This is a genomic window from Brevibacterium sp. UCMA 11752, from assembly GCF_021532235.1.
GTDB lineage: Bacteria > Actinomycetota > Actinomycetes > Actinomycetales > Brevibacteriaceae > Brevibacterium > Brevibacterium antiquum.
On sequence record NZ_JACBOS010000003.1, the window covers coordinates 3,216,143 to 3,240,251 of the forward strand.

28 protein-coding genes and 1 riboswitch are annotated in these 24,109 nt (G+C 63.9%); of the genes, 10 read left to right on the plus strand and 18 right to left on the minus strand.

The annotated features are described in order from the left end of the window. Positions 1–72 precede the first annotated feature (72 nt). The 4 genes from HU144_RS14400 to HU144_RS14415 all read right to left on the minus strand — a co-directional run bounded on the left by HU144_RS14400 (position 73) and on the right by HU144_RS14415 (position 2,940). The gene (locus tag HU144_RS14400) at positions 73–567 is read right to left on the minus strand and encodes a SufE family protein (protein ID WP_235351892.1); all 495 of its coding nucleotides are present in this window, start codon (positions 565–567) and stop codon (positions 73–75) included. Then, a complete protein-coding gene (locus HU144_RS14405) occupies positions 567–1,475 on the minus strand; it encodes a sulfurtransferase (RefSeq protein ID WP_235351893.1) in 909 nt (302 codons plus the stop codon). The genes HU144_RS14400 and HU144_RS14405 overlap by 1 nt, the downstream gene beginning before the upstream one ends. Positions 1,476–1,625: 150 nt before the next feature. Beyond that, a complete protein-coding gene (locus HU144_RS14410; protein WP_235351894.1) occupies positions 1,626–2,414 on the minus strand; it encodes an alpha/beta fold hydrolase in 789 nt (262 codons plus the stop codon). A gap of 31 nt (positions 2,415–2,445) precedes the next feature. Continuing rightward, on the minus strand, positions 2,446–2,940 hold the full coding sequence (locus tag HU144_RS14415; RefSeq protein WP_235351895.1) for an SRPBCC domain-containing protein: 495 nt from the start codon (positions 2,938–2,940) through the stop codon (positions 2,446–2,448). A gap of 61 nt (positions 2,941–3,001) precedes the next feature. Here HU144_RS14415 and HU144_RS14420 point away from each other — a divergent pair, with 61 nt between their 5' ends. Then, positions 3,002–3,460 carry an NUDIX hydrolase gene (locus HU144_RS14420; protein WP_235351896.1) on the plus strand — a complete coding sequence of 153 codons (459 nt, stop codon included), beginning with the start codon at positions 3,002–3,004 and terminating at the stop codon, positions 3,458–3,460. Between the two features lie 47 nt (positions 3,461–3,507). Here the strand turns inward: HU144_RS14420 and HU144_RS14425 are convergent, their stop codons facing one another. From HU144_RS14425 to HU144_RS14435, 3 genes are all read right to left on the minus strand, one after another. Further along, the gene (locus HU144_RS14425) at positions 3,508–4,464 is read right to left on the minus strand and encodes an iron-siderophore ABC transporter substrate-binding protein (protein ID WP_235351897.1); all 957 of its coding nucleotides are present in this window, start codon (positions 4,462–4,464) and stop codon (positions 3,508–3,510) included. 89 nt (positions 4,465–4,553) lie between these two features. Beyond that, the gene (locus HU144_RS14430; protein WP_235351898.1) at positions 4,554–6,053 is read right to left on the minus strand and encodes an amino acid permease; all 1,500 of its coding nucleotides are present in this window, start codon (positions 6,051–6,053) and stop codon (positions 4,554–4,556) included. A gap of 61 nt (positions 6,054–6,114) precedes the next feature. Next, a complete protein-coding gene (locus HU144_RS14435) occupies positions 6,115–7,392 on the minus strand; it encodes an FAD-dependent oxidoreductase (RefSeq protein ID WP_235351899.1) in 1,278 nt (425 codons plus the stop codon). A gap of 157 nt (positions 7,393–7,549) precedes the next feature. Here HU144_RS14435 and HU144_RS14440 point away from each other — a divergent pair, with 157 nt between their 5' ends. After that, positions 7,550–8,161: a TetR/AcrR family transcriptional regulator gene (locus tag HU144_RS14440; protein WP_235351900.1), complete on the plus strand. Its 612-nt coding sequence runs from the start codon at positions 7,550–7,552 to the stop codon at positions 8,159–8,161. On the opposite strand, the gene HU144_RS14445 is transcribed toward HU144_RS14440, so the two are convergent. Then, positions 8,139–9,410, minus strand: a complete 1,272-nt coding sequence (locus HU144_RS14445; RefSeq protein ID WP_235351901.1) for an alpha-hydroxy acid oxidase — start codon at positions 9,408–9,410, stop codon at positions 8,139–8,141. The genes HU144_RS14440 and HU144_RS14445 overlap by 23 nt on opposite strands. Positions 9,411–9,608: 198 nt before the next feature. On the opposite strand from HU144_RS14445, the gene HU144_RS14450 reads away from it, so the two are divergent. Further along, positions 9,609–10,826, plus strand: coding sequence for a Fic family protein (locus tag HU144_RS14450; RefSeq protein ID WP_235351902.1), 1,218 nt, complete (start codon positions 9,609–9,611; stop codon positions 10,824–10,826). Positions 10,827–10,846: 20 nt separating this feature from the next. On the opposite strand, the gene HU144_RS14455 is transcribed toward HU144_RS14450, so the two are convergent. Both HU144_RS14455 and HU144_RS14460 read right to left on the minus strand, forming a co-directional pair. Beyond that, positions 10,847–11,533, minus strand: coding sequence for a response regulator transcription factor (locus HU144_RS14455; protein ID WP_268825922.1), 687 nt, complete (start codon positions 11,531–11,533; stop codon positions 10,847–10,849). Positions 11,534–11,540: 7 nt separating this feature from the next. Then, the gene (locus HU144_RS14460; protein WP_235351903.1) at positions 11,541–12,701 is read right to left on the minus strand and encodes a sensor histidine kinase; all 1,161 of its coding nucleotides are present in this window, start codon (positions 12,699–12,701) and stop codon (positions 11,541–11,543) included. Positions 12,702–12,853: 152 nt separating this feature from the next. Between HU144_RS14460 and HU144_RS14465 the strand changes: the two genes are divergently transcribed. Further along, positions 12,854–13,522 (plus strand): DedA family protein, encoded by a 669-nt coding sequence (locus tag HU144_RS14465; protein WP_235351904.1) that lies wholly within the window; start codon positions 12,854–12,856, stop codon positions 13,520–13,522. Positions 13,523–13,527: 5 nt separating this feature from the next. Beyond that, on the plus strand, positions 13,528–14,142 hold the full coding sequence (locus tag HU144_RS14470) for a histone deacetylase (protein WP_235351905.1): 615 nt from the start codon (positions 13,528–13,530) through the stop codon (positions 14,140–14,142). On the opposite strand, the gene HU144_RS14475 is transcribed toward HU144_RS14470, so the two are convergent. Further along, positions 14,096–15,067, minus strand: coding sequence for a ketopantoate reductase family protein (locus tag HU144_RS14475; protein ID WP_235351906.1), 972 nt, complete (start codon positions 15,065–15,067; stop codon positions 14,096–14,098). The genes HU144_RS14470 and HU144_RS14475 overlap by 47 nt on opposite strands. 36 nt (positions 15,068–15,103) lie before the next feature. Next, entirely contained in the window at positions 15,104–15,784 is a 681-nt protein-coding gene (gene thiE / locus HU144_RS14480; protein ID WP_235352712.1) for a thiamine phosphate synthase, read from the minus strand. A gap of 23 nt (positions 15,785–15,807) precedes the next feature. Next, a riboswitch (TPP riboswitch) is annotated at positions 15,808–15,911 on the plus strand. Here thiE and thiO point away from each other — a divergent pair. The 4 genes from thiO to moeB all read left to right on the plus strand — a co-directional run bounded on the left by thiO (position 15,901) and on the right by moeB (position 19,319). After that, positions 15,901–17,088: a glycine oxidase ThiO gene (gene thiO, locus HU144_RS14485; RefSeq protein ID WP_235351907.1), complete on the plus strand. Its 1,188-nt coding sequence runs from the start codon at positions 15,901–15,903 to the stop codon at positions 17,086–17,088. Its footprint overlaps the riboswitch before it by 11 nt. Further along, the gene (thiS, locus tag HU144_RS14490) at positions 17,085–17,333 is read left to right on the plus strand and encodes a sulfur carrier protein ThiS (protein WP_235351908.1); all 249 of its coding nucleotides are present in this window, start codon (positions 17,085–17,087) and stop codon (positions 17,331–17,333) included. The genes thiO and thiS overlap by 4 nt, the downstream gene beginning before the upstream one ends. Position 17,334: 1 nt before the next feature. Beyond that, positions 17,335–18,102, plus strand: coding sequence for a thiazole synthase (locus HU144_RS14495; RefSeq protein ID WP_235351909.1), 768 nt, complete (start codon positions 17,335–17,337; stop codon positions 18,100–18,102). Beyond that, positions 18,099–19,319 carry a molybdopterin-synthase adenylyltransferase MoeB gene (gene moeB, locus HU144_RS14500; protein WP_235351910.1) on the plus strand — a complete coding sequence of 407 codons (1,221 nt, stop codon included), beginning with the start codon at positions 18,099–18,101 and terminating at the stop codon, positions 19,317–19,319. The genes HU144_RS14495 and moeB overlap by 4 nt, the downstream gene beginning before the upstream one ends. Here moeB and HU144_RS14505 read toward each other — a convergent pair. After that, complete coding sequence (locus tag HU144_RS14505) at positions 19,257–19,760, minus strand: SRPBCC family protein (protein WP_235351911.1); 504 nt, start codon at positions 19,758–19,760, stop codon at positions 19,257–19,259. The genes moeB and HU144_RS14505 overlap by 63 nt on opposite strands. A gap of 70 nt (positions 19,761–19,830) precedes the next feature. On the opposite strand from HU144_RS14505, the gene HU144_RS14510 reads away from it, so the two are divergent. Beyond that, positions 19,831–20,475, plus strand: coding sequence for a mismatch-specific DNA-glycosylase (locus HU144_RS14510; protein ID WP_235351912.1), 645 nt, complete (start codon positions 19,831–19,833; stop codon positions 20,473–20,475). Positions 20,476–20,509: 34 nt separating this feature from the next. Here HU144_RS14510 and HU144_RS14515 read toward each other — a convergent pair whose 3' ends face one another. The 5 genes from HU144_RS14515 to HU144_RS14535 all read right to left on the minus strand — a co-directional run bounded on the left by HU144_RS14515 (position 20,510) and on the right by HU144_RS14535 (position 23,963). Beyond that, positions 20,510–21,124 carry a thymidine kinase gene (locus HU144_RS14515; RefSeq protein WP_235351913.1) on the minus strand — a complete coding sequence of 205 codons (615 nt, stop codon included), beginning with the start codon at positions 21,122–21,124 and terminating at the stop codon, positions 20,510–20,512. Positions 21,125–21,221: 97 nt separating this feature from the next. Next, the gene (locus HU144_RS14520; protein WP_235351914.1) at positions 21,222–21,929 is read right to left on the minus strand and encodes a PepSY domain-containing protein; all 708 of its coding nucleotides are present in this window, start codon (positions 21,927–21,929) and stop codon (positions 21,222–21,224) included. A 74-nt stretch (positions 21,930–22,003) separates the two neighbouring features. After that, positions 22,004–22,465: a VOC family protein gene (locus tag HU144_RS14525; RefSeq protein ID WP_235351915.1), complete on the minus strand. Its 462-nt coding sequence runs from the start codon at positions 22,463–22,465 to the stop codon at positions 22,004–22,006. A gap of 53 nt (positions 22,466–22,518) precedes the next feature. Further along, complete coding sequence (locus tag HU144_RS14530; RefSeq protein ID WP_235351916.1) at positions 22,519–23,079, minus strand: mycothiol transferase; 561 nt, start codon at positions 23,077–23,079, stop codon at positions 22,519–22,521. Between the two features lie 95 nt (positions 23,080–23,174). Next, entirely contained in the window at positions 23,175–23,963 is a 789-nt protein-coding gene (locus tag HU144_RS14535) for a hypothetical protein (protein WP_235351917.1), read from the minus strand. Between the last annotated feature and the right edge of the window lie 146 nt (positions 23,964–24,109).

The window sequence follows — 24,109 nt, forward strand, 5'->3', positions numbered from 1 at the left end:
AGCATCGACTAATTAAGGGCAGGCTAACCACAATCTAGTCGAAAAAGTCGGCTCATCCAAACGATTTCCCGATCACTGACCTGTGATCTTGCCGATCCTCTCGGACGTCTGACGCTGAATCCGCGACAGCATGCCGCTCATCCCCCGCAGCCGCAACGGGCTCACGATCTCCGTCATCGACAGCCGCAGAGGCAGGTCAGACGGGATGGACAGGACCACCTCGGCGGTCTGGCCATTGAGACCTTCGTGGAGGATCCCGGCGAAGCCACGTGTCGTGGGCGCCTCGGGAGGCGCTGAGAAATGCAGCTTCACGATCGCGGCATCGCCCTGCTCGGGGTTCTCGACCTCGGTGACGAGGAAGATCGGCGACTGGCATTCGGGCACCGGCTCGAGCAGTTCTGGATGATCGGAGTAGCGCTGCGGCACCTCGGGCAGCTCCGAGGCGAATTCGAGCAGCAGCTGCAGCCGATCACCGGTTTCGGTCTCGGCGAAGTCCTCGACGATCTCGACCAGACTCTCCGGCAGATCGGAATTGTCGGCCATCGCGGCGTCTGTATCGGCAGTCATCAGCGGCTGGGCACCTCGCCGGCCTCTGATCCGGTGACGATGGGAACGCCGACGACATTGCCCCACTCGGTCCAGGAACCGTCGTAGTTGCGGACGTTGGTGTAGCCCAACAGGTGCTGAAGCACGAACCAGGTGTGGCTGGAGCGCTCGCCGATGCGGCAGTAGGCGATGACTTCATCGGCGGTGCCGAGCCCGGCCTCGTCGGTGTAGATGGCCTTGAGCTCCTCGGCTGATTTGAAGGTGCCGTCTTCGTTTGCGGCCTTCGCCCATGGCACCGATGCTGCAGTGGGGATGTGTCCTCCGCGCAGTGCGCCCTCTTCGGGGTAGGCGGGCATGTGGGTGCGCTCTCCGCTGTATTCCTCGGGGCTGCGCACATCGATGAGGGGACGCTTGCCCAGGCTGTCTCTGACCTCGGGCAGGAACGCACGCAGGGTTGAGTCGTCACGGTCGATGACCGGGTATTCGGTCGGTTCCCGGCGTGGCTTCTCCGTGGACAGTTCGCGTTCCTCGGCCTGCCACTTGGAGCGGCCGCCGTCCATGAGGCGGACGTCTTCGTGTCCGAACAGCGAGAAGACCCACAGCGCGTAGGCGGCCCACCAGTTGAATTTGTCGCCGTAGAAGACGATCGTGTCCTCACGCGAGATGCCCTTCGCGGACATGAGGGCGGCAAAGCCCTCACCGTCGACGTAGTCACGCGTCACGGTGTCGTTGAGTTCGGTGTGCCAGTCGACCTTCACCGCGCCGGGGATGTGCCCGGTCTCATAGAGGAGGACGTCCTCGTCGCTTTCGACGATGACCAGTCCGGGTTCACCGGCATGCTCGGCCACCCATTCAGTGCTGACCAGTCGTGATCCGTCTGCGTAGTCGGCGAATTTGGCCGTGGTATCGGCCGGGATCGCTGTGCTCACTCGTTCCTCCTCGTGAAGATTGTGATGGTGTGGCTCAATGGATCTCTGTGTGGCTCAACGCCACTGCCCACCAGCATATTCCTCACCAAGACTGTCCCGATTTCGGGGTCTCACAGGTGAGATCGGGGCACCCCAGGTGAGTTCGCGGCGTCACGTGCGTGCGAGGAATGCCTGCAGGGAGGAGATGAACGTCTTCGGCTTCTCGGAGTGGACCCAGTGGCCTGATCCCTTGACGGTGAGCAGGGTTGCGCGGGGGAAGAGGGAGCGCATGAGAGGCAGTTCCTCACGGGAGACGTAGTCCGATGTCTCACCGGCGATCCAGAGCACCGGGCCGTCGAAGGTCGCCTCCCCCGTCTCGGGGAAGTCTCCGATCGCGGGCAGGCTCTCATGAAGCAGGGTGAGGTTGGGTTGCCAGGCGTACCCCGCCGAGGTGGTCCGCAGGTTCTGCAGCAGGAACCCCCTGATCGTGTCCTCTGGGATCTTCTCCTGCAGAGCTTCATCCGCAGCGGTGCGCGACTCGATCTCGTTGAGATCGAGTTCGGCGAGGCTCGAGAGCAGATGTTCGAAGACGCCGAGGGACCCGCCTGCAGTGGGGGCGATGTCGACGACGACGAGGTGGTCGATGAGTTCCGGATGGCGCAGGGCCAGGATCATGGCGACCTTGCCGCCCAGGGAATGACCGACCAGGTGCACGGGCAGATCTTCGGGATCGGTCACCTCGGCGATCATCGCGGCCACGGAGTCGGCCATGCCCACGTAGCTGAAATCCTCGGTCCAGTCCGAATCACCGTGGTTGGGCAGGTCGACGAGGAGGCTCGAGTAGTCGGGCTCGAGGGCTTTGGCGATGGAGGTGAAGTTCTTGCCGCGGCCGAAGAGTCCGTGGAGGAACACGATGCGCTCTCCGGCGCTGCCGACGAGTCTGCTGGCGATATCAGTCACGCCTCCAGCCTACCCGGCACGTCTCACCAGGTCATGTGCTGTCGGTGGCCGCCTGCTCCAGGGCCTGCAGCGATTGGTCGAGATAGTCGGGGCTGACAACGGGGAAGCCGCCGAATGCGTCTCGGATCTCCTGTGTTGTGCGTGACCAGTCATAGGTCAGTGTCACCTCGGTGCCGGTGTCCTTCTCGTCGAGGTCATAGCGCCAGCGCCAACCGCCGGGGGCCACATGACCGCTCTCATCGGCTTGTCCGGGATCCCATGCGATCGCGTGATCGGGTTCGAACGTTGTCACGGTGTTGTCGATCCGGTAGTCACCGCTGGCTTCATCGAAGCGCATATTCATGGAGAAGATCTGTCCGGTGGCCGTGATCGGCGTCGGATCAATGGCGCCTCGCACCCAGTCCGTGGGTTCGGTGTCCCGGTGCCGAGCCGGATCAGCCAACACGGTGAAGATCGTATGGGCAGGGGCGTCGATCGTGCGGGTGGCGATGATGTGCTCGTTCGGGTATTTCGCTGCTTCAGCCATCTGATCAGCCTATTCACCGGACTGCGGCATGGGAAGAGATACTCACAGGTAGGCTGAGTCCATGCACTTCTCCGATTACGACACACGACTGGCCGGGTACGCGGTGATCGTCAACCAGGACCGGGAAATCCTTCTCAGCTGGTTCAACGGCGGCAACGAACCGGCCCATGCGCTGTGGACTCTGCCCGGCGGTGGAATCGAGTTCCACGAGAGCATCGAGGCAGGCACGATCCGGGAGATCAAAGAGGAGACGGGCTTCGACGCCGAGCTGGTCCGGCCGCTGACGACACACACCTTCACTGAGAATCGCAGCAATTCCGCACGCCGCAGATCGGTCTCGCGTCCGTTCAAGGGAGTCCGCGTCGTCTATGAGGCTCATATCACCGGAGGCATGCTGGGGACTCTCGAGATCGACGGCACCACGGACCGCGCCGAATGGTTGGCCATCGACTCTCTGGCAGACGTGCGGCACGCCCGCATCATCGATATCGGTCTTGATGCGTGGCGTGCCGCAGTGTGAGGAAGCGTGACGGCCTTGTGAGTGCGAGAGCTGCTTGAGTGCGGCCGCTACTTCAGAGCATCCGCGACGAGCTCGGGCATCTTCTCCGCGGCGAACGACGCGGAGAGCACCGAGTTGAGTGAGAATGCCTGCCTCACGTCGTTGAGGTCCTCGGTCAGCACCAGGCTGTGCCCGTCCTCGACAGCTGGGATGCGCTTGAAGGCAGCGTCCTCGGTGACTTCGGCGTCGGGGATGTAGATCGGGAAGGCCACGAGCAGGTCCGCGTCGAGATCATCGAGTTTCTCTTCGGACACGGTGGCGGTGAAGCCCGAGGGCTTGAGGGCTGCGACCTTCTCGGACTGCTTGAATCCGAGCTGTTCCATGAACTGGACTCGCTCCGACCCTTCGACGTAGGCTCCCCAACCTTCCGAGGTCTTCGCGGCCACGCTCACGGACTTCCCGTCGAACTCCGGATGGGCCTCACGAGCGGCCTCATACTTCTTGTCGAGATCCTTCAGCACCTTCTTGCCTTCGTCTTCCTTACCCAGGGCCTGGGAGACGAGGTCGACCTGCTGGTCCATGGTCGTCAGGTAGTTGTCTCCGCCTTCAGGCGCTCCCACAGTTGGGGCGATCTCTGAGAGTCGGTCATAGCGCTCCTGCTCACCGGAGCTCTTCGTATCGAGGATGAGGTCAGGTTCGAGAGCTGCGATCTTCTCGAAATCGGGCTCCATCGTCTCGATGATCTCCGGGGCTTGGTCGTAGAGGTCCTCGGCCCAGGGGCCGACGCCCTTGCCGCCGAACTCCACCCAGTCGGAGGCTCCGACCGGCTGCACACCGAGTGCCAACGCGGTTTCCGCGTCTCCCCATCCCAGCGCCACGACCTTCTGCGGGTCCTTCGGGACCTCGACGGAGCCGAACTTGGTGTCGATGCTGATACCGGAGGCCGCTTCCTTCTCACCACCGCCGCCGCCACAGGCAGCGAGCAGGAGTACGGAGGCGAGCATGGGGGCGAGAATTCTGCGCATGAGATCCTTCTTCGTGAGTTAGGCAAGCCTAGCTTAACGTATGCAAGAAGACTTCTGCGACAGCCAGGCGCAGCGGACCACAGTGACGGTCAGTCGAAACTGCCCGATTCCCGCTCGGGCCTGATCTCGAGTCCTTCGACGTCCATCTCAACGAGACCCACCGTGCGTGAGCGACGTCCGGTGACCAGTCGGTGGATGAGCCACAGCAGCAGGAAGGCGGGCAGTCCGATGTAGGCGGAGGCAACTTCGAGGACCCGTCCCTCGACGATGGCTTGGACGTTCTGGCCGATGATGACGATGACCAGCATGACCAGCGCGATGATCGGTCCGATCGGGAACAGCGGAGCCCGATACGGCAGATCCGCGAGGTCTCGGCCTTGTTTGACGTAGGCACGGCGGAACCGGAAATGGCACCAGGCGATGCCGACCCAGACGATGAATCCGGAGAGCCCGGAGACGTTGATCAGCCACGTGTAGGCCCCACCGTCACCCATCACCTCGGAGAGGAATCCGAACAGCCCGATGACCGCGGTGGCCAGCAGGGCCATGACGGGAACTCCACGTTCGTTGAGTCGGGCGAACAGCCTCGGCGCGGTTCCCTCCTTGGCCATTGCGTAGAGCATGCGGGTCGAGGCGTAGAGGCCGGAGTTGCCGGCCGAGAGGATTGCGGTGAGAATGACGGCGTTCATCACGGATGCGGCCACGGCGATGCCGGCGCGCTCGAAGACAAGGGTGAAGGGCGAGGCCGTGACGTCCTCGTTGTTGGCAGAGGCCAGCAGCGAGGGGTCCGAATAGGGCAAGAGGAAGCCGATGATGATGATTGCGCCGATGTAGAAGAGCATGATGCGCCAGAACACGGTGCGGATGGCCCGGGGCATATCGCGGCGCGGGTTGGCTGACTCGCCTGCGGTCACACCGACGAGCTCGGTGCCCTGGAAGGAGAAGCCGGCGATCATGAACACGCTGATGATCGAGACCCAGCCGCCCACGAATGGCGCTTCGCCTCTCGTCCAGTTGCTCATACCCGGTGATTGCCCACCGATGATGCCTGCGATCATGAGCACGCCGAGGACGAGGAAGGTGAGGACAGCGGTGACCTTGATGGCTGCGAACCAGAATTCGCCTTCCCCGAAGGCCTTGGCCGAAAGGAAGTTGAGTCCGGAGAGAAGGGCCAGGAAGATCGCGGCCCAGACCCAGGAGGGGACGTCCGGCAGCCAGAAGGACATGATGACCCCGGCCGCGACAAGTTCGGCTGCGAGTGTGATGGCCCAGTTGAACCAGTAGTTCCAGCCCATGGCGAAGCCGAATGAGGGGCTGACGTATTTCGAGCCGTAGGTGTGGAAGGAACCGGCCACGGGCAGATGTGTCGACATCTCGCCCAGGGACTGCATGACGAAGAGGACCATGATGCCGATCGCAGCGTAGGCCAGAAGTGCGCCGCCGGGTCCGGCCTGGGAGATCGTGCCGCCGGATCCGAGGAAGAGTCCGGTGCCGATGGCACCGCCGATGGCGATCATCTGCAGGTGACGTGACTTCAGCCCCCGTTTGAGTTCGCGGTTCTCCCTCACCGAGGCGGCTGTTTCGTTCATCGTGTCCCTTGACTGTCGTGCGACCGGTGTCCCGTTCGGGCCCCGGCCATTCTTACCACATTCAGATGTCGGTGCTGCGCACTTCGTCCGGTCTGGCCGGGTGTTTGAGGAGGTCGATAATCGGTGCCAATGCAGTCTTGACGCTTACCAGCTTAAAGATCAGGTCTCGCAGACCGGCGACGGCCCGCGGCAGGTAGAACATGAATCGTGCCAGTTCACGAGAGGTTGACTGCGCCTGTTCGACCCTGGGCCGCTGGGCGGCCTCGAAGCGAGTCAGTGCCTCGGGCAGCCGCTCCGGTGAGGTGGATTCGAGGGATGCTGCGAGCATCCGGGCAGACTCCATCGACATTCCGGCGCCGATTCCGGCTGTGGGGAGGAAACCTGCCGCGGCATCTCCGAGGAGGACCGTGGTGCCCGTGGCCCACTGGCAGCTGCGGAAGTCTCGCAGTGCCCAGAAATACGGATCCTCGGCCTCAGCGACGGCGGTCAGTGCTGCGTCGATCCGGGGACTCACGGTGGTGAGCTGGCTGCGAACCTCGTTAACGAAGCGTCTGGCGCCGAGTGGTTCCCGCGAATCTGGAGCGCCGAGGAAGATTCCGATCCTGTCCTTGACCGGGTAGGCACCGAGGAAGAATCCCTCGCCCCAGAGTTCGTCGACCTGGTCGGTGTCAGCATCTGCCGGTGCCCAGGCAACCCACCCGCCCCATGCCGTGTCGACAGAGCTCTCGGCTGATCCGCCTGGCACGAGGCGTCTGCTGTGGGAGTTCAGACCGTCGGCGATGATGACGAGGTCGAATTCCGCACCGTGCAGATAATGGTCCTCGCTGTGGACCCCGGTGGACACTTCCACCCGTGCCGGTCGAGGGCCGGCGTCAGCGGCAGGGTCGAGTGCGGCAAGGGAAACCAGCGATGAGTCGAAGGCCACGGGGCAGGTCTCGGTCGAGAGGACGGCGAGGAGCTCTCCCCTGGCAATTCCTCTGTATTGCCCATAGCGGGCCAGCAGACTGCCCAGACGGTCCTCGCGCAGCGTTTCGCCTGTATGGGCGTGGAATGCGTACCGGTCGATGGCCACGCTGTTCTCTTGGTACTGCTCGCGGACGCCGAGATCATCGAAGACCGGGTCGACCATCGGCATGAGAGCGAGCATGTATCCGGCATGATCGTCATCGGTCATCGTCTCGGAATCTCGCGAACGCTCGATGAGCACGGGATGTCTGCCCTGCCTGCGCAGCAGTTGGGCGACCGCGACTCCGGCGATTCCGGCACCCACGACGAGAATGCGCAGATCCTCTGTCTTCGCGGCCTCATACTGCTCATCGAAGGGCACGTGCGTGATCATGACATCTCCTCGCGTCGTCATCTCCTGCAGCTGGTCCCTGCAGCTGGTCCCTGTCTGCGCGATGTCTTCGCGGTCAGCATGCGCAGAGTGGACTAGGTGGTCCAATCACGGTAGCATTGACTGGACCACCTGGTCCAGAGATTGTGAGGAAGAGATCGTGTCAGCTTCTGCATTCGCACGTATGCCGAGCGCCAAGGGGCAGGCGCTGATCTTCGCTGCCGCCGAGGAATTCGCCTCCCGCCCCTTCGAACAGGCCTCCCTCAACAGCATCATCTCCGCAGCTTCGATGAGCAAGAGCTCCTTCTATCACGTCATCGACTCCAAGGAATCCTTGTTGTCACTGGTCGTCGATGAGCTTCGCGAATTGGCGAGGAGAGAATGGACTCCGCCGGACCCGAGCAGCTTCGCCTCAGACTTCTGGAAGACTGCCGCACACGCGTTCGACGATGCCCTGCGTGTCTGGCCGCAGGTTCGGGCAATCGAACTGCTGTGGCGGATCGTGCATGAAAATCGTGCCGATCCCGGGGTCACCAGCCTTGAGAGCAGCTACCAGAAGTGGATTTCGTCGGTGCTGGAGATCGGCAGGGAGGCCGGTGCCATCGATGCGGACTGCCCGGCAGACCTCCAGGCCCTGGCGGCCGCGACCATGCTGAGGGCCTTCGACGACTGGGCGCTGCAGCAGACCGACACCGACAGCCGGACGGGCAGCGACCTCGAGGCCGCCGCCGGTCAGCAGTTCCGTCTGCTCAAGCGCCTCCTCCAGGTGTGAGGCGCTCGCCCGGGACGTCGTTGGGCAAACCGGGAGCTGTCGGCAGCCCCCTGGCCAGCTGCGGTCCGAGGTCGGAGATGTTCCGGGCGCCCATCAGTCCCATGGCAGTCAGTATCTCTGCCCGGATCAGGTCGATGGCCTTCTCTACGCCCCGCTGCCCGCCGGCCATCAGTCCGTAGAGGTAGGCCCGGCCGACGAGCACGAAGTCCGCTCCGGCACACAGAGCGGCCACGACGTCGGTTCCGGACATGATTCCGGAGTCGAGGATGAGTTCCATGTCCTCGCCCACGGCCGCTCGTACCTCCGCCAGTGCGGTCAGGGAGTCAGGTGCGCGATCGAGTTGGCGTCCTCCGTGGTTGGACACGACCAGGCCGTCGGCGCCGATGGACCGGGCCCTGTCGGCGTCTTCGGCGGTGAGGACTCCCTTGACGAAGAGCTTGCCCTTCCACTGCTGCCGGATCCATCTGAGGTCTTCGAGGTCAAGTGTCGGATCGAACATGGTCCGCGTCATCTCCGCCAGGGACTGAGAGGTGTTCGACAAGGAGGCATATTTCGGGGGCTCGGTGGTGAGGAAGTTGAACCACCAGCCGGGCCGGTAGGAGGCATCGAGAATCGTCTTCAGGGTCAGCTTCGGTGGGATTGAGAGCCCATTGCGGTTATCTCGCAGGCGCTGGCCTGTGATCGGAGTGTCGACTGTGACGAGCAGGGTCTCGTACCCGCTGGCTTGGGCTCGCTGAAGCAGGTCGAGGCTGCGCTCACGGTCCTTCCACAGGTAGAGCTGGAACCAACGGGTGGATCCCGGTGCCGCCTGGGCGACCTCTTCGATTGACCGTGTGCCCATCGTTGACAGCGAGAAGGGAATGCCTGCCTTTGTCGCCGCGCGGACTCCCCCGACCTCACCTTCGGAATGCATCATCCGTGTGTAGCCTGTCGGGGCGATGCCGAATGGCAGTGCTGTGTTCTGACCGGCGATCGTCGTCGATGTGTTCGGGGCGTCGACTCCGTGCAGGATCCGTGGGAGGAGTTCGACGTCGGCGAAGACCTGACGGTTCTTGCGCAGCGTGTGCTCATCGAGCGCGCCGCCGTCGACGTAGTCGAAGGGTGCCGTGGGGGTGACCCGCTTCGCGATGCGACGCAGGTCCCAGATGTCGGCAGCGGAGTCGAGTCGCGCACCCACCCTGTCGAGCCTGGGCAGGCTGAACTGCAGGAGAGGGGCGAGTTCCTTCACGTCGGGCAGCTGCCGTTTCATCGTTCTCCTCGTCTTCGACACTGAATCTCATCGGCTTCGAGACGCCTGCGAGCACTGTGAGCCTCTGGCGCTCCTAGTATCCTTGGCCGTCCCTGAGCTGTGAGTCTAGCGAGAGGGCCGTGTTCCCTGGAACTGGGATCACCATGAGAGATATTCCCATTTATTTCTCTATGTGGGCTTATCGTTTAGACTATTCCCATGTCCGACTCCGCCGTTCCTGTGCCTGATTCTGCCGTTCCCGTGCCCGCAGCGCAGGCAGAAACCAGACCGTGGCGCCAGGAGTTCCGCGGCGGCACGATCGATGACAGAAAATTCGCCGAGGTGTCCGTCTCCATTCCGGCCCGCATCGGCTCAGTCGAACTGCGCCTGCCCTCCGAGCTCGCCGCACGCTCAGAAACCGCGGTCCGCGCGATCTCCCGGCTCGATGCCGAGCACGGTCGCACCCTGATCCCACTGTCGTACCTGCTGCTGCGCAGCGAATCGATCGCCTCATCGAAGATCGAAGCCGAAGAGGCCCCCATCGACGACTTCGTCCGAGCCCTCCACGGTGCGAAGTCCAATTCTTCGGCCACTGCGATGGCCGCTGCAACGGGCGCGCTGGATCTGCTGACATCGGGAGCGATCAGTGCCGACTCGGTCTCTCGCGCCCATCGGCTGCTGCTCAAGGACGATGCCGGCGAGGCTCATCTGGCGGGCCGACATCGGCCGATGCAGAACTGGATCGGCGGCTCCGACCATTCGCCCCGTGGCGCGCTCTACGTTCCCCCACCCCCGGAACTCGTCCCCGAGCTCATGGACGATCTGCTGACCTTCGCCGGCCGCGTTGACATTCCCACGATCGCGCAGGCCGCCATCGCCCATTCGCAGTTCGAAGCGATCCATCCCTTCACCGACGGCAACGGTCGGATCGGACGAGCCTTGGCGGCTGGGATCCTCCACTCACGCGGCGTCACGACCGGGATCACCGTTCCCCTGGCTGCCGCCTTGGTCGAGGTTCGCAACCGCTACTTCGCCGCGCTGAATTCCTATCACTCAGGCGACGCCGGACCGGTCATATCGCTGTGGTCGACGTCATCGGTGATCGCGGCGGAGGAAGCTCAGCTGACCGCGCATCGGCTGGCTGGACTGCCTGATGAGTGGGCCGACCTCCTCGGCCATCCACGTGAGCACAGCGCCGCAGCCAGGATCCTGAGCTACCTCGCATCGGACCCGGTGTTCACGATCGACGACCTTGAGGACTCATTGAAACTCTCCAGCTCCTCGGCGAACAGGGCGGTCTCCGCGCTGATGGAAGCCGGGGTCCTGCGCGGTCTGACCAGTCGCAAGCGCAATCAGATCTGGGGTGCTGGCGATGTGCTGGCCGAGCTCGAGGACCTCAATCTGCGCATCGGTGCCCGAGCCCGTTCCGAACTCTGAGAACCTTGGTCTCCGTCGGCTCAGGACTGATCGAGGTAGTGCAGGACCGCCGCGACCCTCCGGCTCGTGGTCTCCCCTGCGTGCAGCCTGAACTTGTCGAAGATCGAACTGATGGCCTTCTCCACGGAGCTGATGGACACGTAGAGTCGTTCGGCTATACCGCGATTCGACAGCCCCTCAGCCATGGCCTGAAGGACCTCGTTCTCACGAGGGGTGAGCGCTGACAGGGAGTTCTGTTTCTCGGACGAGCTCAGCAGCTGCCGGACGACCTCGGGGTCGATGACGGTTCCGCCCTCCGCTATCCGATTGACGGACTCGAGGAAGCGGTCGATGTCGGTGACCCGGTTCTTCAGCAGGTAGCCGACTCCCACGGTCTCGGTGCTCAGCAGCTCGGTCGCATATTCGCGCAGAACGTATTGGCTGAGTACAAGGACTCCGATGTCCGGGAAGCGGCGCTTGATCTCCAGCGCGGCCTCGAGTCCTTCTGTGGTGTGGGTCGGTGGCATCCTGACGTCGACGATCGCCAAGTTCGGGCGCTGAGTCGCGACCGCGGTCAGAAGCTGCTGCCCGTCATCGACAGAGGCCACAACTGCGATGCCCTCGTCTTCGAGCAGGCTGCGCACCCCCTCGCGCAACAGCACCGAGTCATCGGCCAAGGCGACTCTCATCGGGCCGACGCTCAGGGGTTCGGCGCTGGATTCAGGCATGCCAGGTTCAGACATAGGGGATCTCCGCTCTCACTGTGGTTCCGACATTCTCTGTGCTCTCAATCGTCATCGTCCCGTCCAGTGCTCCGACCCGACGCGACAGTCCCTTCAGCCCGCTGCCGGCAGGGTCGGCTCCCCCGGTGCCGTCATCGACCACCTCGGCAATGAGCTTCTGTTCATCGGCGACCACGCTGATTCGAATCGTCGACGCATTCGCGTGCTTGACCACATTGGTCACCGCCTCCCGGACGACGAAGTACGCAGCGGATTCACTGGCCTGCGATACCCGGCGGGTGGGGACGGCGGTGAGGGTGACCGGGATCGGGCAGTGATCGGCTACCCGGTGGAGGACGGTGCCCAGACCGTGTTCGTCCAGTGCTGTGGGATAGACCCGCCAGGCGACCTCGCGCATCTCATCGATGAGATCCTGGGACTGCACGAGAGCGTCGTCGAGGAGGGCGCTGACCTTGTCCTGATCCTTCGCTCGTTGGGCACGTGCGATGAGCACGGACAGAGACACGACATTCTGCTGCACTCCGTCGTGGAGGTCCCGCTCGATCCGGCGCCGCTCCTCGTCGATGGCCATGACCACACCGTGACGGGTCATGAGAAGTTGGGTGATGCGGGTGTGGGGCGCGTTGGGGCGGCTGGTCTCGGTGAACCTGGAGTCGATTCTGCCGTGCAGCCAATTGGCGAACTCGGCGAGGACGATGACCCCGATGAGGTTCGCGGCTCCATAGAGCACTCCGACGAACAGCGTCGGCTGGTTGATGGTCCAGAAGTCGAAGCCGATGGTGATGCTGCCGCCGATGAACAGTCCCTGGATGAGCGAGCCGATGGTGACGAGCAGGAAACCCGTGAGCAGATTGAGCACTGGAATGGCGATGAGGCCGGCGACCACACCGTTGAGGACGAAGAAGCCGCGCTTCATCGGGTCCGAAATCGGGTCCGAACCCATGAGGATGCCGAATCCCCGCTCCTGCCGGGAACGTTCCCAGGCCAGGACCCTCCGGCTCAGTCGCGAGGCCGGGGTGGGGATCGCGGCGAGCAGCAGCGGAAGGCACAGCAGCACGCCCCACAGGATGCCCAGCACCGAGGCACTCCAACGTGTGACGAACATGCGGGATTCTCGGGGAATCCGCGCGGTCAGCGACGTCGGCCAGGGCATAGGTCGATCGTAGCAACGCCGGGCGCGAAGTCCCATGGGTCCGACCGCAGTCTCCGTTTCCGGTTTTCCGCATTGTCACTCCGGGCTCCTGCAGGCGAGACTGCTCTTCGCCGCGTTCCGAGCTCGCCTGTCGGTCAATAGCGTGGATGAGTATGGACTTCGCTTTCGACATCCTCGCCGCAACGCTCGAATCGCCGTGGGTGTACCTCCTCGTCTTCGTCATCGCCGGCCTCGACTCCCTGTTCCCGATCGTGCCCTCCGAAACGGTTCTCATCACCGCGGCGGCCTATGCGGCCACCGGAACACCGAACCCCGGCGGACTCCTGCTGGCCGGAGCAGTCGGTGCCCTCACCGGTGACTTCGCCGCCCACCTTGTCGGGCGCGGGGGTGGGGCGTTGGCGTCTCGGTGGACCCGGCGTCCGCGTGCACGTCGGCTCCTCGAACGCACCGAGGAGATATTCGCCCGCCGAGGCGGCGCTGTGCTCATCGCGGGACGTTTCGTTCCCGGCGGACGCACGGCCACCACCGTGACCTCGGGGATGCTGAAGTATCCGGTCCCTCGATTTCTCGCCTTCGATGCGACAGGGTGCCTGGCCTGGGCGCTGTATTCGACGGGCATCGGTCTGCTCGGCGGTGTGCTGTTCGAGGACCAGCCGCTGCTCGGGGTGGGATTGGGCATCGGCATCGCACTCACCATCACCGGTGTTGCTGAACTCACGCGCAGACTTCTGGCCAGGAGGAAAGCCCGATCAGAGGGGGATCGAACGGCACACCGAGACTCTGCAGATTGGACAGTCCCAGCCGTTGACGTGGCATCATGAATGGGATGTCTCAAGGTCTCGTGTGGTATGTCAGCTATGGGTCGAACATGCATCGTGACAGGCTCGCCTGTTACCTGCAGGGCGGCCGTCCCCCAGGTGCGTTCGTCACCTATCCCGGCGCTCGGGACTCCGCTCCGCCGCTGGCAGAGATAGGCATCGAACTTCCCGGATCCATCTACTTCGCCGGCACCTCCACCGTGTGGGGCGGCGGAGGAATGGCCTTCTATGACCATCACGTACCAGGCCCCACACCGGCCAAGGCATATCTCATCACGGCCCAGCAGTTCGCCGATGTCGCCGATCAGGAGATGAACCGGCCGCCTTCATCGGACAACCCGCTGGAGACACTGGCCTGCGAACTTCCCGTCGGCTCCGCCCACTCGGTGGGGCCAGGCGGATACGAGACCCTTCTGGTTCTCGACCGCGCAGATTCGATCCCGATGGTGACGTTCACAGCTCCGCACGGATCGGATGCAGTCACCCACACCATCCCCGGTGAACCGTACCTGACGATGCTGCGCCTCGGCGTCGAAGAGGTCAGTTCTGTCTCGACCGTCGGTTCAGTTTCGACGCTCAACTCTGTCGCAGCGACTCCCCCGCCCGCAGCTGCACAAGTGTGAGGTCGAGCAGGGGTGTCTGCACACCGAGGTCAGCGGCTGTTCGCGCGAGGTGGCCGAGGATGTGCTCGGTTTCGCTGGGCAGACCCGAGGTCACATCGCGATAGAGCGATGAGGTGAATGACGAGCCCTCGGCGGTGAGCATGGCCAGAGTCATGTCCCTGACCTCGGCCGAGACCGGGTGTCCCCCGGCGCTCGCAACGGCTTCGAGCTCGTCGACGATTCCCACGATGTGCGATTGTCCGCCAGCCGCCATGATCGCTCCGACCGGGGCCCGGAACAGGCAGGTGACGACTCCTGCCGCGGCGATGAAGATCCACTTCTCCCACAGGGCGTCCGTGATGTTCTCAAGGATCTGCAGTCTGTAGCCGGGAACGTCAAGAGCCTCGACGATGGGATCGGGGACGACTCCCCCGTCGAGGTCGCCGATGGTCATGATAGCCAGGTCGGTCATCTGGTGGATGGCTCCGTCCTTGATCGTTCCGACGATCTTGACCAGACCGCCCAGAACCTGGCCGGGGAATTCCTCGACCAATCGCTCGATCTGAGCCATGCCGTTGAGGAACGGAATGATCAGGGTCTGCTCCCCCACTGCGGGTCTGATGTCGTCGATGATCGATTCCAAGCCGTTGGCCTTGACCGCGACGATCACGAGGTCGAAGGGAGTCGAATCCTGGCGATCGGCAGCGGCGGAGTCGGCAGCTGCCGGATCAGCCTGGGCGAGGTCGGCGGCGGTGAGGACGGGGATGTGATTCGTCCGGTCCTCACCGGGGGCGACGAATCGCAGGCCGTTGGCACGCATCGTCTGCGCTCGTGCCTCGCGGACGAGGAACGTGACATCGCGATCTGCTTCGAACAGGCGGGTGCCGAACGCCCCGCCGGTCGCGCCGGCTCCGGCGATGAGTATCTTCACTGTGTGCTCTCCCATGTCAGATAGATTCCTTTGCTGTTGCGCCGCGCGCTGTCACAATGCCTGTTTGAGTTCCGCAGCCGCGGCCGCGGGGTCCTCTGCTGCGGTCACCGCACGGACGACGACGATGCGCTGCGCACCGGCGGCTCTTACCTCCGTGAGGCGCTCGACGGCCGAGATCCCGCCGATCGCGAACCAGGGCTTGGACGCGCTGGAGGCGAGCGCGCGCAGGGGGTCGGTGCCGATGGCTGGTCTGCCGGGTTTGGTAGGGGTCTCCCACACGGGACCCAAGCAGAAATAATCGATCTCGGGATCCGCCTCGGCGGCATCGGCCTGGGCAATGGAATGGGTCGAGCGGCCCAGGATCACATCCGGGCCGAGGACCGCGCGGGCCTGTTCGCTGGTGAGGTCGCCCTGGCCGACGTGGAAGACATCGGCGCCGACGAGGAGGGCCACATCCGCGCGGTCGTTGACGGAGAAGAGCTTCTGGTGCCGGTGGGCTGCGTCCCTGAGCACCTCGAGTGCTTCGATCTCGGCCCGGGCTTCGAGGCCCTTGTCGCGCAGCTGGATGATGTCGACGCCACCGGCGTAGGCGGCATCGAGGAACTCTGGGAGATCGCCCTGCACGCTGCGGGAATCGGTGCAGACATAGAGCCTAGCCGTGCGCAGCCGGTCAAGACGTGTGCCCCTGTCTGTGGCTGTATCCGTGTCTTGGAGTGCGGCGTCCATTGTCATATCTGCGGCCATGCTCCTAGAGTAGAGGAGTTCGCGGGAGCCTCATAAAGGGGCTGAGAGGGCTTTGTGCCGACCGTTCAACCTGATGCGGATCATGCCGCCGGAGGGAGCAGCACGTGCACGTCATCGTTGTGGGAGCTGGAATCATCGGCTTGTCCACCGCCTGGAATCTGCGCCGACGCGGCGTGCGCGTCACTATCGTCGATCCTGCCCCTGCCATGGGTGCCTCCCATGCGGCGGCGGGAATGCTGGCCCCGGCCGCCGAGGTGGTGTGGGGGCAGTCGCCCCTGTATCCGCTCATGCGTGCCTCGGCGGACCTCTACCCGGACTTCGCCGCCGAGCTGACTGCCGCCTCGGGCCATGACCTGGGACACTCGAGCACCGAGACCCTCGTGTGTGCCGGTGACCGGGCCGACCTCGCCTCCCTGCGTGAGCTCATGAACCTGCAGTCCTCTGCCGGTTTCGACGTCTCCCTCATCGCGGGCTCCCGGGCCCGTGACCTGGAACCGTCCCTGGCACCCGGGGTGTGCGGAGCCGTCACGATCCCCGGAGATCATTCGATCGATCCCCGTCGAGTCACCGGTGCACTGACAGCCGTCCTCGGTGATGACATCGTCCGGGCCTGCGTCACGGGTCTGCTCAAGGCAGCAGGGCGCACTGTGGGCGTCGAGCTCGACAATGGGACGAGGTTAACTGCTGATCAGGTCATCGTCGCCGCTGGCGCTTCGTGCAATGACATCGTGGGGGTACCGACGCTGCCTCTGCGCCAAGTATGGGGTGAGGTGATCAGACTCCGGGCGCCGAAGGCCCTGGCCCCACTGCTGACGCGCACGATCCGCGGTCTGGTCAATGCTCGGCCCGTCTACATCGTGCCTCGTCCCGATGGCGAACTCGTCCTCGGGGCCACGAGCCGTGAGGACGGCCGGTCGGGAACCAACGCCGGCGGAGTCCACCAGCTGCTTCGTGATGCAGAGCGCCTCGTCCCGGCCATCCTCGACTGCGAGATCACCGACATCACCACCCGCGCCAGACCGGGCTCACCCGATGACGTGCCGATCATCGGACGCATCGATCCCGGCTGTGTGGTGTCCACCGGCTTCTTCCGGCACGGCATTCTCCTCGCCCCGCTGGGTGCAGGCCTCACCGCCGACCTTGCCACCAGAGCCGACACCTCATGGGCGCCATCGGGGTCACTGGAAGCAGTGGGACCGGAACGCTTCGATTCAGAGCACCCACCGGCGGACACACAGGACGCTCAGCAGCACACCGTTTCGATTCAGCAACCAGCAGGGAGTCATCCGTGACCGACACCATCACCATCACGCTCAACGGCGAGCGCCACGCACTCGCCGGTCCCACCACAGCCAAGGACCTCATCTCCGGCATCGTCGACAAGGAGATCGGCACCGACGGCACCCCCGTCGACGGCAGTCGCCTGGGCATCGCGCTCGCCGTCGACGGTGAGGTCATCAGGCGCGGACAGTGGTCGGGCTTCACCCTGGCCGAGGGCCACAGCGTCGACATCGTCACCGCAGTGCAGGGAGGCTGATATGACCTGGAACGTCGACGAAGTGACTCTGAACTCCCGGCTCGTCATGGGCACCGGCGGCGCAAGTTCGCTGAGCATCCTCGAACAGGCGCTGGAAGCATCGGGCACAGAACTCACGACCGTAGCACTGCGCCGCTACGACGGCACTGCCCAGGACTCGGTGTTCGCCCTGCTGCAGCGTCTGGGTATCCGCATCCTGCCCAATACGGCTGGATGCTACACGGCCAGGGATGCTGTGCTGACTGCCCGATTGGCCAGGGAAGCTCTCGAGACGAACTGGGTCAAGCTCGAGGTCATCGCCGATGAAGAGACCTTGCTGCCCGATCCGGTGGAGCTGTTCCGGGCCGCGGAGGAGCTCGTGCTCGACGGCTTCACGGTCTTCGCCTACACGAACGACGATCCGGCCCTGGCCAAGAGGCTCGAGGATGCCGGGGTTGCTGTGGTCATGCCTGCCGGTGCTCCGATCGGCAGCGGGCTGGGTATCCTCAACCCGCACAACATCGAGACGATCGTCAGCCGCGCCCAGGTGCCTGTGATCCTCGATGCCGGAATCGGCACCGCCTCTGATGCGGCTTCGGCGATGGAGCTCGGCTGCACCGCCGTCCTGTTGGCCTCCGCGGTGACCCGGGCACATGATGCCAGCGCCATGGCCCGGGCGATGTCCCTTGCCGTGGAGTCCGGTCATCTGGCTGCCCATGCCGGGCGCATCCCCAAGCGACCGTTGGCCCTGGCCTCATCGACCTTCGACGGGATGGTGACCCCGAGATGAGCGAGGCGAACAATCCGGGCCCGCTGGTCGAACCGAGTGATTCTCTGAGCCCGCGGGAACTTGAACACTACGCCAGGCATCTGAGCCTGCCCGGAATCGGGGTCGAAGGACAACGCCGGTTACGGGCCGCCTCGGCGCTGGTCATCGGTGCTGGAGGGCTGGGCGCCCCGGTTCTGCACTACCTGGCCGCAGCCGGGATCGGATCGATCACGATCATCGACGACGATGTGGTCGAAGCCTCGAACCTGCAGCGCCAGGTCCTCCACCGCGACGCTGATATCGGGCGGGCCAAGGTCGATTCCGCCCGTGACGCCCTGCTGCGCCTCGATCCGCTGCTCGAGGTTCACGCTATTGCGGACCGGTTGAGTCCCGACAATGTGCTCGAGCTGTTCGGTTCCCATGATCTGGTCCTCGACGGTGCGGACAACTTCGCGACCCGCTACCTGTCCAATGATGCGGCCGAACTCACCGGCACCCCACTGATCTGGGGCACGATCTTTCGCTTCGCCGGTCAGGTGAGCACCTTCGTTCCCGGGCACGGGCCGATGCTGCGCGACCTGTTTCCCGACATCCCCGAGGCCGATTCCGTGCCCAACTGCGCCGAAGGCGGTGTCCTCGGGGTGCTGTGCGGCACCATCGGTTCGGCGATGGCCACGGAGGCGGTGAAACTCATCTGCGGCATCGGCACTCCCCTGATCGGTCGCCTGCTGCGCTATGACGCACTGGAGTCCGACTACTCCACGCTGAGGTTCTCACCGGACCCTGATCGCGAACCTGTCACCGACCTCGCCGAGGTGGCAGTGGCCTGCGCAGCTGCCCGTACAGAAGGAGACGATGACGGTGCAGATCGGGAGGACGAGATCAGGGTCGATGAGTATCTGGCTGATCCTTCCTCCGCCCTCCTCATCGATGTGCGGGCCGATTGGGAGCGCCAGCTGGCATCGATACCCGGATCCGTCCACCTGCCGCTGGGTGCGCTGCAGGTCGAGGGGTGGGCCTCGGTGGAAGCTCTTGTCACGCAGCTGCCTCACGAGGTCGTCATCCACTGCAAGTCAGGGGCCCGCTCCGCTCAGGCCGTACAGCTTCTGCGCGATGCGGCACCCGAGTCCGTGCGTCTGCGGTCCCTGGCCGGCGGCATCGATGCGTGGTCGGCCTCAGGGCATGAGACGGTTCAGTCGTCTGGCCAGACCGCGGTGCCCGGCTCTCATCACACGTGAGTGCATCCACGTTGCCACGGGACGCAGCATGCGAATCGACGAGCGCGAAGTGGTCACACACCACACGGAGCTGATCGTGGTGATCGGGCCCGTCTGCTCCAAGGTCCACTCACCGATCCCTCTCAGATCACCGGTGGCTAAGAACGAGACGAAGCGCGGCGGGCCTGTGTCCTGAAGTTCGATTCCGAATCTCAAGGAGACACCGATCGGGCTCTGCACCTGAATGTCGGCGCGGCTGCCGGGCACGATCCTGTCATCGGCGGGGACCGCCACGGGCAGACCCGGCCACCACTGCGGCCACGACTCGACATCGGAGAGCACGGACCACACCTCTGTCGGACTGGCATCGACCCTCCACGTGCTTTCGAAATGGAAGGGGGCTGACTCACCGGCGTGCGGTCGCACGTGCTGATGAGTCTGCTGCCCGTATTCGTGCGTCATGGGTCTCCCGATGGTTGTGAGTCGACGGGCGCTGATTCGCCCGTTCTGACTCGACGGTAGTGTGGACAGCGTGATTGAGGAAGGTTTCACCAGCTCCCGCCGACCATCGCCCTTAGGCGGACGAAAGCCGACGAAGGACGACCTCGCTGCGTTCGCCACTGACAATCCCGACGCCATCGATGACGTTCTCCCCGGGCGCCCGGGTGAACTCTCGATGCTCATCGTCGGAATCAACCCGGGCCTGTGGACGGCCGCGGTCAATGCACCCTTCGCCCGACCGGGCAACCGCTTCTGGCCGTCTCTGCATCAGGCAGGTCTGACCGATCACCTCGTCGACGCTTCCCTGGGCCTGGCCGTCGAGGACGAGGCACAGCTGCTGGCACGCGGCATCGGCATCACCAATCTCGTGGGACGGGCCACAGCCCGGGCCGATGAGCTGGACAAGGACGAACTGCGCGAGGGTGCGGCCAGACTTGTCCGCCGACTCGACGACATCCGCCCCAAGGTAGTCGCAGTCGCTGGGATCACATCGTTCCGGATCGGATATTCGCAGCCCAAGGCCCACCTCGGCGAGCAGGACACGTCTCTCATCGATGGCTGGCCCGAGGACATCAACCTTCACGTCGTACCTCAGCCCAGCGGTCTCAATGCCCATTATCAGGTTCCGGACTTGGCCCGGATCTGGCGTGAGGTGTGGGAGAGCATCGAGGACTGAGCAGCTGCTCTGATGCGGTCGTGACCGATTGCGTCTAGTGCGGTGGAGCGAAATGCTCCCGACAACGTGCGACATAGGATTCGAGGCCCCCGACATGGCTGGCATCGATGTCTGTGGCACTCGGTTCCGAGGCGTCGACACTGAGCCCGGGGGTGCCCACACGTTGGTGGAAGACGGCATCCCTGCCGCAGATCGTGCACACAGCGGTGAGTTTGAGAACGTCCTCGGCCACGGCCATGAATGTCGGCATCGGTTCGAAGGGGCCGCCGTCGAACGTCACGCACAGGCCTTCGACGATGACTGCAGCACCACGTTCCACGAGGTCGAATACGGTCGGTACCAGGTCAGGTCCGAAGAATTGGGCCTCGTCGATGGCCACCAGATCATAGTCCTCGGCGCGAGCGACCGCGGCGAGGGACTCGACGTCACCGACGGGTACCGCAGGAATGTTGATCCCGTCGTGAGAGGTGATCGTCGACAGATCGGACCGTGTGTCGAGAGAGTGGCTGAGGACGAGCACATTGACCCCGGCGATCTTTGCTCGCCGGACGCGGCGCATGAGTTCCTCGGATTTGCCTGAGAACATGGGGCCGGCAATGACGTCGAGACGCCCTGCCGGCGAAGGCGAAGCAACTGGGTTCAAAGGCATGGCGCCAGCCTACGCCGCGATGTTCCGTCCTGACAGTGCCCAGCTGTCGTGATGGTGCTCAGGATGCGGCACTGGGGTGCACAGGATGCGGCGATGGTCAGTCGTCGACGGTGACCTTCTTCGATTCGACGTCGACGGATACCTCGATCTCCTCCCCCTTGTCATCGAAATCGAACTGGTATTCGATACGGTTGTCGTCGGATTCGAGCTTCCATCCGTCGAGTCGGCCCGAGCCCTTGCCCTGAGCAAGCTTGAGCGCCTCGTCGAAGGTCATCGGGTCATTCAGGTCGATGGCCTGCTCTTTGTCGTCCGAGGAGTCCTTCTCCGTGTCGACGACTTCACCGGTCTCAGCATCGATCTCGATATCGAAGTCGGTGGAGCCGGCGATGACCTTGACCTCGTACTGCCAGGCCTTGTCGCGTTCGTCGAAGTCGAGTTCGATGCCGTGTACGGTGCCGTCCTTCGCTTCCTTCTTCGCCGTGGCAATAGCATCCTCGGGTGCCACTGATGGTGATTCCCTGCTCAGATCAGCATCAGCGGCCAACCCCGAGGAGCTGGTTGTCGTCGAGCCCTGCGACTTCGTGTCTTCAGCGCCGCTATCGCTGCCGGCATCGTCATCGCCTGCTTCAGCGTCGTCTGATTCGTCGTCGTCAGAGTCGTTCTGGGCCTCAGGTGACTCTGAGGTTTTGCCCTCGGTCTCCGAAGCCTGACCATCACCTGAGTCCCCACTTGAACAGCCGGTGAGGGCGAAGGCGAAGATCATGGTTCCTGCAGCGGCTCGCGTGGCCCATCTCTGTGTCTTCATGCTCTCAACGGTAACAAGGAGGTGCGCCCGCTGCCCCCTTGCTAAGAGGATTCTCATCCTGGTCAGCGCCCTAGTCAGTCGAGGCAGAACTCGTTTCCCTCGGGATCGGCCATGACGATGAATCCTGTCTCCATCGGCGGGTTGGGATCGACCCGTTCGAGACGCTGTGCGCCCAGCTCCTGCAGACGCTGACATTCGACTTCCAACGCCTGCATCCGTTCGCTGTTCTGCAGCCCGGGGGCAGCACGCACATCGAGATGGACTCTGTTCTTGACGATCTTGTCCTCGGGCACTATCTGGAAGAACACTCGGGGGCCGCGTCCGTGCGGATCCTCGATCGCGGCGCGGAAGTCCTCCGGCTTCAAGTCGATGCCCAGCCCCGCGACGAATTCCCTCCACGCGACAAAAGGATCGTCACCGGCGCTGAGGCTGACTCCGGGAGGGCCAGGGATGACGTATCCGAGCGTCCCTGCCCAGAAAGTGGCTTGCCCGATCGGGTCGTGACAATCGAAAGTGATCTGCACTGCGCGGGTCATGATGTCTCCTCATTGAGATCGTTCAATCAAGGGTACCCGTTTCTGCTCCGTGGTCACTGCCCCGTTCGGCCATCGATGCACTCCCGGAGAAGGTCAGCATGCCCGCGATGCCTGGCGTACTCCTCGATCCGATGGATTTGGAGTTCCCTCACCGCTATCTGCGATTCGCCGAGGCGGGCTCCCAGATCTGTGTGCTTGGCAACCTCGGAATCGGTGGTCACCTGCTCCGCTTCGAGATCTGCCAAGGTTGTCGCCAGCATGTCGTCATCGGCCGTTGAAACGTCGAATGCCGCATCGAGGCCACCATAGAGTGAGGGCCGGTGCTCGTCCTCTGTGATCCAGTTGCACCAGTCACGTTCGACTTCAGCCATGTGCCTGAGCAGCCCCAGGAGCGACATCGTCGACGGCGGAACCGAGCGTGTGGCCAGTTGTTTCGCATCGAGCTCGGCGCATTTCATCCGCAGGGTGAAACGGTAGTCCCGGATGAACTCGAGCTGAGTCTCGGCTTCGCCGTCGGGACTCGTGCCGTCGGTATTGCGTGGATCGCCATCGGGGTCCACCCACATGTCGGGATAGACGGTGGCCTTGGTCCATCTGTTCGGGATTGTGGACATATAGGCATTCTGCTCGCCCGCCGCCCCTTTGACCAGGGATCAGCAGAAACCTGTCCCCGGGTGTGTGTCGAGGATCGGCAGGCTGATGTCACCCGTCAGGAGGAGAGAGACCACTGTTCGGGCAGCGGGAACAGGCTCGGCACGTCCTCGCGGATGGTTCGGCCGAAGGCCAGTGCCCCGCCGAAGAGCTTTTCGATGGCATTGACAGAGTGCAGGACCCGATCCCTGGACAGCGGGGGCAGGAGCTCACCGTGCTTGAGGTAGCCCTTCAACGATCCGGTCGCCGCCATTTTCAGGCCGAGGCGTCCGGCGATCAGCCAGGTGATGCATTCGGCTTCGAAGCAGGACTGTCGTCCATCGATGTCCGTCTCACTGGCAGCAATCCCCAATTTCGGGAAAGCTCCGAGGTGTCCGGCATAGACCAGTGCGAGCTCATCGAGCACATGCTTCAACATCACAGTGGGACTCTGCGTCTTCGGCAGACCGGCGAGGTCCAGCCCCTTTCGGTGCAGGACGTCCATGACGAGACGATGCCCGTCCCACGTCGGTGCCCCAACTGCCTTGAAGGGGTTGAGTGCGGCATCGGGGACCGGAGGCCCGTGGGTGTCCTCGACATCGTAGACGAAGCGAACCGGAGCGAAGGGGTGAAGCACGATCAATGCCACGGCTTCGTCTGTGAGGAGCCTGCCGAACTTCTGCCGCCATGCGTGCTCTGTCTCGACGAATATCGCTCCGGCATTCTGCTGCGCGATGAGAGCCGCGTTGAACGCGGCGACCTGGGGAAAACGGCGGACGAAGCCGAGCAGCTCGTCCCATGGCATCACGGATCTGTGACTGCCGACTTCGGCGTACAGTGCATCAAACGAATTCACGTTCTTATCCATGACCTCACGCTACGACTCGGCGCTGACATGGCCGAGGCAGTCGCAATCACCTGCGGATATATGGTCAAGCAGCGCTGGTCCCGCCTAGCATCGAGTCAGGGGCGAGCAGCGAGTTCGGCGCCGCGAGTCGCAGTCCACACTCTTTG

Coding starts and splice junctions, on each gene's coding strand:
- HU144_RS14535 (WP_235351917.1), bottom strand. CDS start 23,963: ATGGATAAGAACGTGAATTCGTTTGATGCACTGTACGCCGAAGTCGGC.
- HU144_RS14450 (WP_235351902.1), top strand. CDS start 9,609: ATGTCCGACTCCGCCGTTCCTGTGCCTGATTCTGCCGTTCCCGTGCCC.
- HU144_RS14475 (WP_235351906.1), bottom strand. CDS start 15,067: ATGGGAGAGCACACAGTGAAGATACTCATCGCCGGAGCCGGCGCGACC.
- HU144_RS14460 (WP_235351903.1), bottom strand. CDS start 12,701: ATGCCCTGGCCGACGTCGCTGACCGCGCGGATTCCCCGAGAATCCCGC.
- HU144_RS14430 (WP_235351898.1), bottom strand. CDS start 6,053: ATGAACGAAACAGCCGCCTCGGTGAGGGAGAACCGCGAACTCAAACGG.
- HU144_RS14515 (WP_235351913.1), bottom strand. CDS start 21,124: ATGCCTTTGAACCCAGTTGCTTCGCCTTCGCCGGCAGGGCGTCTCGAC.
- HU144_RS14420 (WP_235351896.1), top strand. CDS start 3,002: ATGCACTTCTCCGATTACGACACACGACTGGCCGGGTACGCGGTGATC.
- HU144_RS14520 (WP_235351914.1), bottom strand. CDS start 21,929: ATGAAGACACAGAGATGGGCCACGCGAGCCGCTGCAGGAACCATGATC.
- HU144_RS14495 (WP_235351909.1), top strand. CDS start 17,335: ATGACCTGGAACGTCGACGAAGTGACTCTGAACTCCCGGCTCGTCATG.
- HU144_RS14505 (WP_235351911.1), bottom strand. CDS start 19,760: ATGACGCACGAATACGGGCAGCAGACTCATCAGCACGTGCGACCGCAC.
- moeB (WP_235351910.1), top strand. CDS start 18,099: ATGAGCGAGGCGAACAATCCGGGCCCGCTGGTCGAACCGAGTGATTCT.
- HU144_RS14470 (WP_235351905.1), top strand. CDS start 13,528: ATGTCTCAAGGTCTCGTGTGGTATGTCAGCTATGGGTCGAACATGCAT.
- thiE (WP_235352712.1), bottom strand. CDS start 15,784: ATGACAATGGACGCCGCACTCCAAGACACGGATACAGCCACAGACAGG.
- HU144_RS14425 (WP_235351897.1), bottom strand. CDS start 4,464: ATGCGCAGAATTCTCGCCCCCATGCTCGCCTCCGTACTCCTGCTCGCT.
- HU144_RS14400 (WP_235351892.1), bottom strand. CDS start 567: ATGACTGCCGATACAGACGCCGCGATGGCCGACAATTCCGATCTGCCG.
- HU144_RS14530 (WP_235351916.1), bottom strand. CDS start 23,079: ATGTCCACAATCCCGAACAGATGGACCAAGGCCACCGTCTATCCCGAC.
- HU144_RS14415 (WP_235351895.1), bottom strand. CDS start 2,940: ATGGCTGAAGCAGCGAAATACCCGAACGAGCACATCATCGCCACCCGC.
- HU144_RS14465 (WP_235351904.1), top strand. CDS start 12,854: ATGGACTTCGCTTTCGACATCCTCGCCGCAACGCTCGAATCGCCGTGG.
- HU144_RS14525 (WP_235351915.1), bottom strand. CDS start 22,465: ATGACCCGCGCAGTGCAGATCACTTTCGATTGTCACGACCCGATCGGG.
- HU144_RS14455 (WP_268825922.1), bottom strand. CDS start 11,533: ATGCCTGAATCCAGCGCCGAACCCCTGAGCGTCGGCCCGATGAGAGTC.
- HU144_RS14435 (WP_235351899.1), bottom strand. CDS start 7,392: ATGATCACGCACGTGCCCTTCGATGAGCAGTATGAGGCCGCGAAGACA.
- HU144_RS14445 (WP_235351901.1), bottom strand. CDS start 9,410: ATGAAACGGCAGCTGCCCGACGTGAAGGAACTCGCCCCTCTCCTGCAG.